The organism is Thiemannella venezuelensis (assembly GCF_014203605.1).
Lineage (GTDB): Bacteria > Actinomycetota > Actinomycetes > Streptosporangiales > Streptosporangiaceae > Planomonospora_A > Planomonospora_A venezuelensis.
This window is the reverse complement of record NZ_JACHJJ010000001.1, coordinates 593,653-606,064: the sequence shown is the minus strand read 5'-3', so window position 1 is coordinate 606,064 and position 12,412 is coordinate 593,653. Positions and strand designations below refer to the sequence as shown.

Annotated in this window: 12 protein-coding genes and 1 pseudogene; 7 read left to right on the top strand and 6 right to left on the bottom strand. The window is 74.0% G+C overall.

Annotation, left to right across the window (positions count from 1 at the left end; genetic code table 11):
* Window positions 1-40 precede the first annotated feature (40 nt).
* The 6 genes from FHS22_RS03035 to FHS22_RS03010 all read left to right on the top strand — a co-directional run bounded on the left by FHS22_RS03035 (window position 41) and on the right by FHS22_RS03010 (window position 5,089).
* Window positions 41-709 (top strand): thymidylate synthase, encoded by a 669-nt coding sequence (locus tag FHS22_RS03035; RefSeq protein WP_184938120.1) that lies wholly within the window; start codon window positions 41-43, stop codon window positions 707-709.
* A complete protein-coding gene (locus tag FHS22_RS03030) occupies window positions 612-1,475 on the top strand; it encodes an HAD-IA family hydrolase (RefSeq protein WP_184938118.1) in 864 nt (287 codons plus the stop codon). The genes FHS22_RS03035 and FHS22_RS03030 overlap by 98 nt, the downstream gene beginning before the upstream one ends.
* 29 nt (window positions 1,476-1,504) lie before the next feature.
* Window positions 1,505-2,476: a 2-hydroxyacid dehydrogenase gene (locus FHS22_RS03025; protein WP_184938116.1), complete on the top strand. Its 972-nt coding sequence runs from the start codon at window positions 1,505-1,507 to the stop codon at window positions 2,474-2,476.
* A 115-nt stretch (window positions 2,477-2,591) separates the two neighbouring features.
* Entirely contained in the window at window positions 2,592-3,425 is an 834-nt protein-coding gene (pyrF, locus tag FHS22_RS03020; protein ID WP_184938114.1) for an orotidine-5'-phosphate decarboxylase, read from the top strand.
* 86 nt (window positions 3,426-3,511) lie between these two features.
* Complete coding sequence (locus tag FHS22_RS03015; RefSeq protein WP_184938113.1) at window positions 3,512-4,147, top strand: Pr6Pr family membrane protein; 636 nt, start codon at window positions 3,512-3,514, stop codon at window positions 4,145-4,147.
* Between the two features lie 246 nt (window positions 4,148-4,393).
* Window positions 4,394-5,089: a DUF4386 domain-containing protein gene (locus tag FHS22_RS03010; protein ID WP_221473094.1), complete on the top strand. Its 696-nt coding sequence runs from the start codon at window positions 4,394-4,396 to the stop codon at window positions 5,087-5,089.
* 89 nt (window positions 5,090-5,178) lie between these two features.
* Here FHS22_RS03010 and FHS22_RS03005 read toward each other — a convergent pair whose 3' ends face one another.
* From FHS22_RS03005 to FHS22_RS02995, 3 genes and pseudogenes are all read right to left on the bottom strand, one after another.
* Entirely contained in the window at window positions 5,179-7,398 is a 2,220-nt protein-coding gene (locus FHS22_RS03005) for a heavy metal translocating P-type ATPase (RefSeq protein WP_184938111.1), read from the bottom strand.
* A 129-nt stretch (window positions 7,399-7,527) separates the two neighbouring features.
* Window positions 7,528-7,731 (bottom strand): annotated as a pseudogene (locus FHS22_RS03000) (heavy-metal-associated domain-containing protein); the annotation flags it as partial.
* Between the two features lie 139 nt (window positions 7,732-7,870).
* A complete protein-coding gene (locus FHS22_RS02995) occupies window positions 7,871-8,893 on the bottom strand; it encodes a hypothetical protein (protein WP_184938109.1) in 1,023 nt (340 codons plus the stop codon).
* Between the two features lie 183 nt (window positions 8,894-9,076).
* Here FHS22_RS02995 and FHS22_RS02990 point away from each other — a divergent pair, with 183 nt between their 5' ends.
* Complete coding sequence (locus FHS22_RS02990) at window positions 9,077-9,622, top strand: type 1 glutamine amidotransferase domain-containing protein (protein WP_184938107.1); 546 nt, start codon at window positions 9,077-9,079, stop codon at window positions 9,620-9,622.
* Between the two features lie 64 nt (window positions 9,623-9,686).
* Here the strand turns inward: FHS22_RS02990 and FHS22_RS02985 are convergent, their stop codons facing one another.
* The 3 genes from FHS22_RS02985 to FHS22_RS02975 are packed head-to-tail and all read right to left on the bottom strand — an operon-like array spanning window position 9,687 to window position 12,402.
* Entirely contained in the window at window positions 9,687-11,243 is a 1,557-nt protein-coding gene (locus FHS22_RS02985; protein ID WP_184938105.1) for a PH domain-containing protein, read from the bottom strand.
* Entirely contained in the window at window positions 11,240-11,776 is a 537-nt protein-coding gene (locus FHS22_RS02980) for a PH domain-containing protein (protein ID WP_184938103.1), read from the bottom strand. Before FHS22_RS02980 ends, FHS22_RS02985 begins: the two co-directional genes overlap by 4 nt.
* Complete coding sequence (locus FHS22_RS02975) at window positions 11,776-12,402, bottom strand: TetR family transcriptional regulator (RefSeq protein WP_184938101.1); 627 nt, start codon at window positions 12,400-12,402, stop codon at window positions 11,776-11,778. The genes FHS22_RS02980 and FHS22_RS02975 overlap by 1 nt, the downstream gene beginning before the upstream one ends.
* Window positions 12,403-12,412 lie beyond the last annotated feature (10 nt).

Sequence of the window (12,412 nt, the reverse complement as noted above, 5' to 3'; positions counted from 1 at the left end):
CCTCCGATTCACGTCCTGTGGGGAGACCTGGATTTGGCTCATGCGCTACGTGAGGGAGTACGGCAGGCCCGCCGACGACGACCGGGGACCGGTCACCGAGGCCCCGGCCGTGCTGTTCGAGATCGACGAGCTCGGCTGGGACGACCCGGTCCTGGAGGCCCACGGCGACCCCGGGAAGATCTCGCTGTACTCCAGCAAGTTCAGCGAGCTCGCGGTCGTGCCGCCGTTCAAGTACAGCTACGGCGGCAGGCTCCGCGGGCTGCTGGAGGTGGACCAGCTCCGCTGGGTCACCGACGTGCTGCGCGCGAAGCCGTACAGCAAGAGCGGCTGGATCTCGCTGACCGTGCCCGGCGAGCGGCCGGACGCGGTGCCCTGCCTGACCGGCCTCGCCTTCCGGCTCCGCGAGGGCCGGCTGACGATGACCGCGACATTCCGCTCGCAGAACGCCTTCACCTGCTACCTGAACTACGTCCCGCTGCGTAGTATCCAGTGCGAGGTCGCGGACGATCTCGGGGTGGGCATTGGGTCAATGAGGGTGTTCGTCGACGTTCCCCACATCTACGCCGTGGACGTGGAGAAAGTGGACGAGATCCTCCGGCTGTCGGAGCACGATGAGCTCGGCGAGGGAGAGTCGTTACCGGGTCCTGCTGGTCGATCTGGACGGGACCGTGGTCGACTACGCCCGGACCGAGGGCGGTGCGCTTCGTGAGGTCCACCGCCGGTTCTTCCGGGGTGAGCTGAGAGCCTTCCTGCGCGACTTCCACGCGGCCAACGAGCCCCTCTGGACCGCCTACCGCGAGCGCCGCATCGACCTGGCCGAGCTGCGGGTGGAGCGCTGGGCCCGGCTGGGCGCCGGACCGGCGGTGGCCGCCGCGTTCGAAGAAGCCCTGGGCCGCAACACCGTCCTGTTCCCGGAGGCGAACCGCGCCCTGCGGCGGCTCTCCCGGTACTTCCGGCTGGCCCTGGTGACCGACGGCATCGCGGACGTGCAGCGGGTCAAGCTCCGCCGCACGCGCATCGGGAGGTTCTTCGAGCACGTCGTGATCGCGCCCGAGGTCGGCCTGCGCAAGCCGGACGGCGCGCTGCTCCACCACACCCTCTCCCTCCTGGGGGCCAAACCCGACGCCGCCCTGATGGTCGGCGACTCCCCGGCGAGCGACGGCGGCTGCGCGAGGGAGGCCGGCGTGGACTTCTGCTGGGTCGACCGCGCCCGGGCCGCCCGGCCCGCCGGGCCGCCCGGGGCCTGCGACGTCCCCGTCCGCTGGACCGTCCCCGACCTCGGCGCCGTCCGGAGGTCCGTGACCGCCCCGGACCTCGGCGCCGTCCGGAGATCGGTCACCGCCGCGGACCTCGGCGCCGCCCTGCGGTCCGTCACCTTCTCCGCCCCGGCCGCCGTCCCGGCCCCGGCCACCGTCACCATCTCCGCCCCCGCTCCGGCCGGAAGCGCCGCGGGCGGTCCCGGCGAAGCACCGTAGCAACCCCCCGACCAGCAGAAAGCCCCCCTATGCCGCTCAAGAACGTTCTGGTCGCCGTCGCGCCCCATGTCGGCGGCCGCCGGGCCGGCTCCGCGCTCGGCACCCTCTTCCCCGGACAGGCGAAGGTCACCGTGGTGGAGAGCCTCGACGAGGATCCGGAGGCGCTGCGCGAGGCCCACGTCGTCCTCACCGCCCTGGTCCCCGTCACCGCCGGGCACCTGGACGCCGCCGGAGCCCTGGAGCTGGTCCAGTGCTCCAGCCACGGCTACGAGCACGTCGACACGGAGGCGGCCGCGCGGCGCGGCGTGCCGGTGTGCACCATCGGCTCCAGCGGTGCCGAGGTGCACAGCGTCGCCGAGCAGGCGTTCGCGCTCATGCTCGCCCTGGCCAAGCAGGTCGTCCCGGCCCACAACGCCCTCGCGGGAGGCGAGTGGGCGCTGCCCCGGCTGCGCGGCTCGCTGACCGAGCTCTCCGGCAAGACCCTCGGCGTCGTCGGCCTGGGGACGATCGGCCGGGAGGTGGCCCGCCGGGCCGCCGCGTTCGGCATGACCGTGGTGTACGCCTCCCGCACCCCCGCCGCTCCGGAGGTCGAGGAGCGCCTGGGCGCGCGCCGGCTCCCGCTGGAGGAGCTGCTGCGCGTCTCCGACTACGTCACCCTGCACGCCTCGCTCAACGACTCCACCCGGAACCTGCTCGACGCCGCCCGGCTGGCCCTGCTCAAGCCGACCGCGTTCGTCGTGAACACCGCCCGGGGCGCGATGGTCGACCAGGACGCCCTCGCCGACGCCCTGGAGCGGGGCCGCCTGGCCGGAGCCGGGCTCGACGTCTACGACCCGGAGCCCCCCGGCGCCGGCTTCCGGCTGCTGAAGGCCCCGAACGTCGTGCTCTCCCCGCACGCCGGAGGGGTGACCCGGGAGGCCGTGGTCCGCATCGCCCTCGCGGCCGTGCAGAACGTGTCCGAGCACCTCGGCGGCAGGCCGCCCCTCGACGTCGTGAACTGACCGGCCCCTCACCGGCGGGTCCTCGAAACGCCTCGGAACGCCGCGATCCGGCCGTGCCCGCCGGCACGCCCCCGGGGCGTCGCCGCCTGGCCCGCCCCTGGCATCCTGGTGTGTCGTGACGTCATTTGGAGAGCGGCTGCGGTCGCGCATCGACAGCCGGGGCCCGCTGTGCGTGGGGATCGATCCGAGTACGGCGCTGCTGCGCGCGTGGGGTCTGGACGACTCCCCCGGCGGGCTGGAGAAGTTCGCCCGCTCGGCGACCGAAGCGGTGGCGGGCCTGGCCGCGGCCGTCAAGCCGCAGTCGGCGTTCTTCGAGCGGTTCGGCAGCCGGGGCGTCGCCGTACTGGAGGCGGTGGTCGCGGACGCGCGGGCCGCGGGCGCACTGGTGGTCATGGACGCCAAGCGGGGTGACATCGGCAGTACCACCGCCGCCTACGCGCAGGCGTACCTCGACCCGGGCAGCCCTCTGGCGGCCGACGCCGTCACGGTCAGCCCCTACCTGGGCTTCGGCTCGCTCCAGCCGATGATCGACACGGCTCTGGCGCACGGCGCGGGCCTGTTCGTGCTGGCCAGGACCTCCAACCCGGAGGCGGGTGAGGTGCAGCTCGCGACCGTCCCCGGCGGGCGGACCGTGGCCGCCGCGATCATGGACCACGTCGCCGGGCTGAACCGCGGGGCCGAGCCGCTGGGCTCGTTCGGCGTGGTGCTCGGCGCCACCCTGGACGATCCCGGCTACCCGGTGGAGCGCCTGGGCGGCCCGATCCTCGCCCCCGGCGTGGGCGCTCAGGGCGCCACCTTCGCCGACGCCGCCCGCCTGTTCGCCGCGGCCCGGCGCGACGTGCTGCCCTCGGTCTCCCGGGCCGTCCTCGCCGAGGGCCCCGACCCCGCCCGCCTGCGGGCCGCGGTCGCCCGTCTCAACGACGAGGCCCGCGCGCACCTGTCCGCCTGACCCGCCCGGCCGGGGTCCCCCTCGGGGCCGGCGACCCGGTGCCCCTTCTGTCCGTTCAATGCATTACCGGCCAGTATGGTGTGCGCGTGAACGGGACGAACGCGTATCGGATCGTGCTGGTCGTCGCGGGCCTGGCGGGGCTCGTCTGCACCTGGTGGCCCGCGGCCGACCCGCTCGGCCCGCCCGTCTACTTCACCGTGCAGAGCAACGTCATGCTGGTGGCCTACTACGCCTGGCTGCTCTGGCGCGGGGTCCCCTCGGCGGTCCTCAAGGGCGCGGTCACCCTCTTCATCTCGATCACCGGCCTGGTCTTCCACTTCGTCCTGATGCACGGCGCCAGCCCGCTCGGCATGCTCCCCGACGGCCGCGGCGACGACGTGCTCGACATGGGAAACCTGCTCCTGCACTACGTGACGCCGGTCATGGCCGTCGCCGACTGGCTGCTGTTCGACCGCGCCCTGCGCCCGGCGTGGACCGTCCCCCTCACCTGGCTGGCCTACCCCGGCCTCTACCTGGTCTTCGCGCTGATCCGCGGCGCCCTGCTCGACCCCGGCACCGAGCGCCGCTACCCGTACCCGTTCCTGGACGTGGACAGGCTCGGCTACGACGGGGTCGCCCTCCAGGCCGTCGTCCTCACCGCCTTCTTCGCCGCCCTCGGCTACGGCCTCGTCGCCCTGCACCGCCTGGCCGCCCGTACGGCCGGATCCCGCGTCCCCGCCTGACGGGGTCTCGCAGGACGGCCTCCGCCGCGACCCGCCCTCCCGCTCCCGGAGGCCCGGGAGCGGCCGCATGACCGCGCCGTCGTACGGCAGGACGAGTGATGTAAAAAATCGTAGACATGACGTCAAGGATTCACTACATTGGTCAATGTCAAACATTCTGTACATCCCGGGTCCGGCAGCCATGACACCCGTCGCCCTGCGCCCGATGCCGCCGCCCCGCGATCACCCAGGGGAGAGAACATGACCATGTCGAGGACAACGGACCAGCCCGTTCGGGGGGTCGCCCTGGTCGCGGGGATCGCCCTCGTGGCGATGGCCGTCCTGGCGGGCCTCGCCAATTTCGGCGTCGTGGAGAACCTCGTCACCGAGGGAGACGCGGAGAGGACCGCGCAGGCCGTACGCGGGTCGGAAGGGCTCTTCCGCTACGGCGTGGCCGGCCTCCTCCTCGTCGCCATCCTCGACGTGATCGCGGCCTGGGCGCTCATGGTCTTCTTCAGGCCGGTCCACGAAGGCGTCGCCACTCTCGCCGCCTGGCTCAGGGCGGTGTACGCGGGGGTGTTCACCGTCGCGATCGCCCAGCTCGCCGGAGTGCCGCCCCTCCTCGACGCCGCCGGGCACCCGCGGGCGGACACCGCGGACCGCTTGCACGCCGAGGCGCTGATGAAGATCGACGCCTTCCACGAGATCTGGGACGCCGGCCTGAGCCTCTTCGGCCTCCACCTGGTGCTCCTGGGGTACCTGGCATACCGGTCGGGTCATGTCCCCAGGCCGCTGGGCGTCCTCCTCGCGATCGCGGGGCTCGGCTACCTCGTGGACAGCCTCGGCGCGCTCCTCGTCCCGGACCTCTCACTCGGCGCGGCCGTGTTCACCTTCGTGGGCGAGGTCGTGTTCATGGTCTGGCTCCTGGCCAGAGGCGGGGTGGAGCGCACCCGGACAGCGTGAGGCCCCGGATCCCGGGGATTCGTCCGCGGGATCCGGAGCCTCGTCGCGGGCCCTCGCACCGGGCGGTGCGGGGGCCTGTCCGCGGGGGCCTACCCGAAGCGGCGCAGGCGGAGGCTGTTGCCGACCACGAAGACCGAGGAGAACGCCATCGCGGCGCCCGCGATCATCGGGGTGAGCAGGCCCGTCGCCGCCAGCGGCAGGGCGGCCACGTTGTAGGCGAAGGCCCAGAACAGGTTGCCCTTGATGGTGCCGAGCGTACGGCGGGACAGCCGGATCGCGTCGGCGGCCACCCGCAGGTCGCCGCGGACCAGGGTCAGGTCGGAGGCCTCGATCGCCACGTCCGTGCCGGTGCCCATCGCCATGCCGAGGTCGGCCTGGGCGAGTGCGGCGGCGTCGTTGACCCCGTCGCCGACCATGGCGACCGTACGGCCCCCGGCCTGCAGCCGCTTGACCGCGTCCACCTTGTCGGCCGGCAGGACGTCGGCGACGACCTCCTCGATGCCGACCGCGGCGGCGACCTGGCGGGCCACCGTCTCGTTGTCACCGGTCAGCAGGACCGGGCGCAGGCCCAGCTTCCGCAGGGCGGCGATCGCCTCGGCCGAGGTGGGCTTGACCGCGTCGGCGACGGTGAGCACCGCGCGGGCCTCGCCGTCCCAGCCGACCGCGACGGCGGTCTCGCCCCGGGCCTGGGCCTGGGCGAACTCGCGCTCCAGGTCCGCGGACAGGTGCTGGGACCACTCGGCCAGCAGTTGCGGGCGGCCGACGAGCACGGCGTGGCCGTCGACGATCCCCTGCACGCCCAGGCCCTCGGCGTTGGCGAAGTCCTCCACCTTCGCGTCCGACCCGGCCGCCCGGGCGATCGCCCGGGCGATCGGGTGCTCGGAGGCCGACTCCAGCGCCCCGGCGAGCCGGAGCACCTCCTGGCGGTCTTCGCCGTCGGCGGTGAAGACGTCCTTGAGGGTCATCGTGCCGGAGGTCACGGTGCCGGTCTTGTCCAGGACGATCGTGTCGATCCTCCGGGTGGACTCCAGCACCTCCGGTCCCTTGATCAGGATGCCGAGCTGGGCGCCGCGGCCGGTGCCGACCATGAGCGCGGTCGGGGTGGCCAGGCCCAGCGCGCAGGGGCAGGCGATGATGAGCACCGCGACCGCGGCGGTGAAGGCGGCGGCCGTGCCGTCGCCGGTGCCGAGCCAGAAACCGAGGGTGGCCAGGGCCAGGGCGATCACGATCGGCACGAAGATCCCGGAGATCCGGTCGGCCAGCCGCTGCACCTGCGCCTTGCCGTTCTGCGCCTCCTCCACCAGCCGGGCCATCTGGGCGAGCTGGGTGTCGGCGCCGACCCGGGTGGCCCGGACCACGAGCCGCCCGCCGGCGTTCACGGTCGCGCCGGTCACGGCGTCGCCGGGGCGGACCTCCACCGGCACGGACTCGCCGGTCAGCATCGAGGCGTCCACCGCCGAGGAGCCCTCCTCGACCACGCCGTCGGTGGCGATCTTCTCGCCGGGGCGGACCAGGAAGCGGTCGCCGGCCTTGAGACGCCCGACCGGGACGAGCTCCCCGGAGGCCAGAGTGACCTCCTTGGCGCCCATCGACAGCAGCGCGCGCAGCGCCGCGCCCGCCCGCCGCTTGGAGCGGGCCTCGAAGTAGCGTCCGGCCAGGATGAAGGCGGTCACTCCGGCCGCGGCCTCGAAGTAGATGTTGCCCGCCCCGTCGCCCCGGGCGAGGGTGAACTCGAAGCCGTGCGTCATGCCGGGCGTGCCGGCCGTGCCGAAGAACAGCGCCCACAGCGACCAGCCGAACGCGGCGAGCGTGCCCAGCGAGACCAGGGTGTCCATGGTCGCGGTGCCGTGCCGCAGGTTGGTCCAGGCGGCCTGGTGGAACGGCCGGCCGGCGTAGACGACGACCGGTCCGGCCAGGGCCAGCGAGAGCCACTGCCAGTTGGTGAACTGCAGCGCCGGGATCATCGCCATCGCGATGACCGGGACCGAGAGCACGACGGCGGTGACCAGGCGCTGCCGGAGCGGTGCGAGCTCGTCGCGCCCGTCCTCCTGCGCCGCCTCCTCCGCCGCGGCGGGCAGCTCTGCGGTGTAGCCGGCCTTCTCCACCTCGGCGACCAGGTCCTCGGGGGCGACGCCCCCGGTGTAGACGACCTTGGCCTTCTCGGTGGCGTAGTTGACGGTCGCGGTGACGCCGTCGAGCTTGTTGAGTTTGCGCTCGATCCGGTTCGCGCAGGAGGCGCACGTCATACCGCCGATGGCGAGCTCGATCTCGCCGCCGCCGGCGGGCGGCCTGGTGGTGGTCGTGGACATCGCTTCTCCCGTTGTTCGTCTCTCAATGGTGCGCGGCCCGGAGCCGCGAGGGGTAATCGGGGCTCAGGAGCAGCCGCCCGAGCCGCAGCACGCGCCGGTCCCGGCCGCCCCGGCCGGGGCCTCGGCCCTGCCTGCCAGCTCGTAGCCGGCCTCGTCCACCGCGGCGCCCACGGCGGCGTCGTCGAGCGGGGCGCCGCTGGTCACGGTGACCAGCTTGGCGGTCAGGTCGACCTCCACCGCGGTCACGCCCTCGACCCTGCTCACCTCGGCGGTGACCGAGCTGACGCAGTGGCCGCAGGTCATGCCCTCGACGCGGTAGGTGGTGACGGTCATGGCTCTCGCCTCTCTGTCGGTCGTCCGGGGCTCCGGGAGCCCCGCTGGACGGGTTCCGGCGGGTGGTGCTCCGCGCGGCGGACGCGGCCGACGGCCCTCCACCGCGACGAACACTCAACCCCCGTAGGGTATTTCCTGGTCAGTGGGTGTGGTCGTCGGGGTTGTGCGACTTCGCCGGGGACGGATCCGCCGGGACCTTCTCCTCCGGATCGGAGCCCCTGCCCGCCTCCGGGGCGTCCCCTCCCCCGGGCAGGACCGTCGCTCCCCCCGCGGTCGCGGTGAACTCCGCGGTCCGCACGGTGCCGCCGTGCTTGAAGTCCAGGAAGAGGCGGTAGGCCCCCGCGCTGGGCACCTCGGTGTGGAAGGTGATGCCGGGACCGGAGGCGGTCCGCCCGTCGCCGGGCTCGCCGTCCGGGTGGACGTGCAGGTAGGCCAGGTCCCCGTCGCGCAGCGCGACCAGGTGGCCGTAGGCGCCGAGGTAGGGCTCCAGGTCGGTGACCGGCTTGCCGTCCTTGCTCACCGAGAGCGTGAGCCTGCTCGTCCGCCCGGGGGCCAGGTCTCCGGCGAGGGCGACCGTGTAGCCGTCCACGGCGGCGGTGCGGACCGGCGCGGCGAGCGGCGCGGGCCGGTAGTCGCCGGGGGCCGACAGGTCCATGCCGAGCGTCATCCCGCCCGCCCCCTCCGGGGCGAAGTCGGCGAAGGCCCGGTACTCGCCCGCCTCGGGCAGGGTCAGCGGGACCGACCAGATCCCGTCGCCCTCCTCCTCGGGGTGCAGGTGCTGGAACCCGGTCAGGTCCCGGCGGACCACGATGAAGTGCAGCCTCTTCTCGTGCTGGGGGGTGAAGCGGGTCACCGGCCGGCCGTCGGGTCCGAGCACCGAGAAGCGGAAGTCCACGGCCTTGCCCGGCTCGACGAGGTCGGTCCGGGGCACCAGCGTGTATCCCGCCGCCGAGACCTGGAGCCCGCCGGGGACCGCCGGGCCCTCCACGCCTCCGCTCCCCCCTGCCGGGCCCGCGGAGGCGTGACCCGCGCCGTGGGAGGCCGCGGCCTTCGCCTCCTCCGCCGGCACGACCGGCCCGACCGCCCTTCCGACGCCCAGCGCCCCTCCGAACACCGCCGCCAGCCCGAGCACGTACGCGCCCACCTTGGTTGCGCCGTTCATCTTCCCTCCCCTCATTGATACCCCTATGGGGTATCTTCGCAGTCCTCAGGCTGCCACATCCCATCGCGTCATGCAACCCCCCGGGGGTATATACGGCGGATCTGCGACATAGATCACCCGCTCCCGGGCAGACCGCATGCGGACAGACCGCATTCGGACAGCAGGCATCCCGTAGGGGGAAATATGCTTCAGGGCAAGGCGATCGCGTTCCTCGTCGCGCCGGAGGGCGTCGAGCAGGTCGAACTCACCGAACCGTGGAAGGCCGTCGAGCAGGCGGGCGGCACGCCCCGCCTGATCTCCACCGAGCCGGGGAGCGTGCAGGCGTTCAACCACCTGGACAGGGGCGACACCTTCACCGTGGACGGCACGGTCGACGAGGTCTCCGCCGCGGACTTCGCGGGCCTGGTCCTGCCCGGCGGCGTCGCCAACCCCGACTTCCTGCGCACGCAGGAGCGGGCCGTACGGTTCGCCAAGGACTTCTTCGACGCGGGCAAGCCGGTCGCCGTCATCTGCCACGGCCCGTGGACCCTGATCGAGGCCGACGCCGTGCGCGGCCGCACGATGACGTCCTGGCCGAGCGTGGCCACGGACCTGCGCAACGCCGGGGCCACCTGGGTCGACGAGGAGGTCAGGGTCTGCACCGGCGGCCCGAACACCCTGGTCAGCAGCCGCAAGCCGGACGACCTCAAGGCCTTCTGCCAGGCCGCCGTCGCCGCCTTCGGCGGCTGACGGCCGGACCGCTCCTCCCCTCGGGCCGCGGAGCCGCACGCCCGCCGGGGATCGGCGGACGGCGTCAGCGGACGAAGGGCGCCAGCAGGCCGGGGACCGCCTCCTCGGCGAAGGCCAGCCCCTCGGCCACGGACACGTCCCGCACCGCGTAGGCTCCGCGGCCGGCCGCCGTCGTCGCGGTGAGGGTGAGCAGGCCCGACCTGCGCTGGAAGGGCGACCTGCCGACCGTCCAGCCGATGATCGCGGTACGGCGGAGCGCCACGGTCCTGCGCCGGGCGGTGCCGTACCGGGTGACGAGGTAGGGGCCGTGGAGCCCGTGCCCCAGGCTCCGGTAGGCGTCCCGGGCCAGGAGCAGGGCGGCGGGGAGCAGGACGGCCCCGGCCGTCCAGAGCAGCCCCGGGAACCCGCTCCACCAGGCGGCGAGCCCGGCCGGGAGGAGGGCCAGGAGCACCGGCGGCCAGATCGCCAGGACGACCCGCCGGCGGAGGGCGGCGCGGGGATGGGCGGCCAGCGGCATGAGCGTGGGCGGCGGCCCCTCCCCGGACGCGGAGCCTCCGGCGGGAGCCGCGCTCTCCGCGGCCGCGGCCTCCCCGGCCGGTGGGGCGTCCCCGGCGGGCGGTCGCGAGGCGCTCCCGGCGAGCACGGCGGCGGCGACCCGGTGGGCCTCGGCACGCGGGGCGGGCGGGAGCAGGACGGCCGACTCGCCCTCGCCGAGCCCGGTGGCCACGGCGCTCACCCTGGCCCCGCCTCCCCAGCGCAGCGGCAGCGGCTCGGCCAGCTCGGCCCCGTGCAGCCGCCGCTCCTCCAGCGACACCGACCGCGTGGTCAGCAGGCCGCGCCGTACCGAGAGCGTGCGGTCGGGTTCGCGGGTCAGGCGGAAGTCCCACCAGGACTCCACGTAGAGCAGGAGGGTGCCGGCCAGGCCGATGGACAGGACGACCGCGACCGCGGCGGCGGCGACCGCGGCCGGATGGGTCGCGACGACGAGCGCCCAGAGCTCCCCCAGGAAGCCGACCTCGTCCGGTCTCACCCCGACGGCGTCCAGCACCCGGAAGAACACGCCGAACGGGGCGAGGCCGATGAGCAGCGACCAGCTGCTCAGCAGGGCGTAGCGGATCCACGCGGGGCGCAGCTCCGTGATGGCGGATCCGGCCGGAGCCGTACGGCCCAGCAGCTCCGCCCTCAGCAGGAGAGCCGCCTCCCGGCGGATCCCGTCGAGGACGAGCCCCTTGCCCTCGCCGCCCTGGCCGGTGCCGATCCTGACCGCGGCCAGCCCGGCGATCCGCCGGAGCGGGTCCGCCGTGAGGTCGATGCTGCGCACGCGGTCGCGCGGGACCGAGCGGTGCCGCCGGAGGACGAGCCCCGAGCGGAGTTCCACGCGCTCGGCGGTGACCCGGTAGCGGGTGGTGGAATGGCGGACCAGACCGGCCACCGCGATCGCGGCCAGGGCGGCGAGGACCGTGCCGAGCGTGATGGCGGCCTGGAGGTTCAGCCGGTCGCGGGCGGCGAACGCCGTCACCCCGACGGGGACCGCCGGCCCGAGCGCCCGGCCCAGGTCCAGCCAGAGCAGTCGCGGGTCGGGCCTGGACCACGGTGCGCGGACGGAGCCGTGCGGGTTCACGTGGCGTCCCCCGGGGTCGCCTGGGTGCGGGCGGTGAGCCGTTCGACGAGATCGGCGGCGAGGGCGCGGTCCAGGCCGTTGATCTTGATGGCCCCGGCCGCCGAGGCGGTGGTCACCGTCACCCCCGCCAGGCCGAAGAGCCGCTGGATCGGGCCCCTGACCGTGTCCACGGTCTGGATCCTGGACATCGGGGCGACCCGCCACTTCTGCCAGAGCCACCCGGAGGCCGCGTAGACCGCCTCCTCCGTGGTCTCCCAGCGGTGCACCCGGTAGCGCCACCGGGGCATCACCAGCGTGTAGAGCAGCCCGGGGGCGGCGATGGCCCCCGCCGGGAGCAGGAGCCAGAACCGCGCGGGCGGGATCAGCAGGGCGAGGAGGACCAGGACCAGCACCGGCGGGGCGACGAGCACCAGCGCCTGACCGGTCCACCATCCGACGGCCCTGCGGTCCACCGGGTGCCGCGGGGGCCGCAGACCGGTCCCGGCGGGGCCGGCGGAACGCTCCTGCGGCGGGGAGGCGTGGCGGGGGGACATCACCGCTCCTTCCGGGTCGCGATGGTGAAGGTCTCGACGAGCTCGCGGACGTAGAGGTCGAGGTCGAGATCGGGATAGGCGGCCATCTGGACGAGCGCGCCGTCGACCGCCTGCTTGACCGTGACGGCCATCACACGGGTGGAGAACCCGCGGAACTCCCCGGCGAGCTGCCCGAAGCGCAGGATCTCCTCGACGGAGGCCAGTTCCGGCTCGTTGGTGGTCGCGTCGAACCGCGGCCTGCCGTCCTCGTGGCGGAAGGCGGACCAGATGTCGAGCAGGGCGATCATGTGCGCCCGGTGGGTCCGGTAGAACTCGACGGACGCCTCGAGGTAGGCCCGGAGCATGGCCGCGGCGGTCGTCCGCCCCTCGACCCGGGAGCGGACGAAGGCGTCACCGAGGGCGAACGCCTCCTCCATCACCTGCTGGATCAGCTCGTCCTTGCCCCGGAAGTGGTAGGAGATCACCCCCTTGCTGATCCCCGCCCGCTTCGCGATCAGCGCCAGCGACGCCTGGGCGTAGCCCACCTCGGCGATCACCTCGATCGCGCACGCGACGATCTGGGCCCGCCGGGCCGTCTCGATGAACGACCGGCCTTCCTGGCCGCTCGAATTTTTTTCTGACCGCACGGCCAAAAAA

Excerpts from the sequence above, each read along its gene's own strand:
- FHS22_RS03025 (WP_184938116.1), top strand. The coding sequence starts at position 1,505 with ATGCCGCTCAAGAACGTTCTGGTCGCCGTCGCGCCCCATGTCGGCGGC.
- FHS22_RS02995 (WP_184938109.1), bottom strand. The coding sequence starts at position 8,893 with ATGAACGGCGCAACCAAGGTGGGCGCGTACGTGCTCGGGCTGGCGGCG.
- FHS22_RS03030 (WP_184938118.1), top strand. The coding sequence starts at position 612 with ATGAGCTCGGCGAGGGAGAGTCGTTACCGGGTCCTGCTGGTCGATCTG.
- FHS22_RS03005 (WP_184938111.1), bottom strand. The coding sequence starts at position 7,398 with ATGTCCACGACCACCACCAGGCCGCCCGCCGGCGGCGGCGAGATCGAG.
- FHS22_RS03010 (WP_221473094.1), top strand. The coding sequence starts at position 4,394 with ATGTCGAGGACAACGGACCAGCCCGTTCGGGGGGTCGCCCTGGTCGCG.
- FHS22_RS03035 (WP_184938120.1), top strand. The coding sequence starts at position 41 with ATGCGCTACGTGAGGGAGTACGGCAGGCCCGCCGACGACGACCGGGGA.
- FHS22_RS02980 (WP_184938103.1), bottom strand. The coding sequence starts at position 11,776 with ATGTCCCCCCGCCACGCCTCCCCGCCGCAGGAGCGTTCCGCCGGCCCC.
- FHS22_RS02990 (WP_184938107.1), top strand. The coding sequence starts at position 9,077 with ATGCTTCAGGGCAAGGCGATCGCGTTCCTCGTCGCGCCGGAGGGCGTC.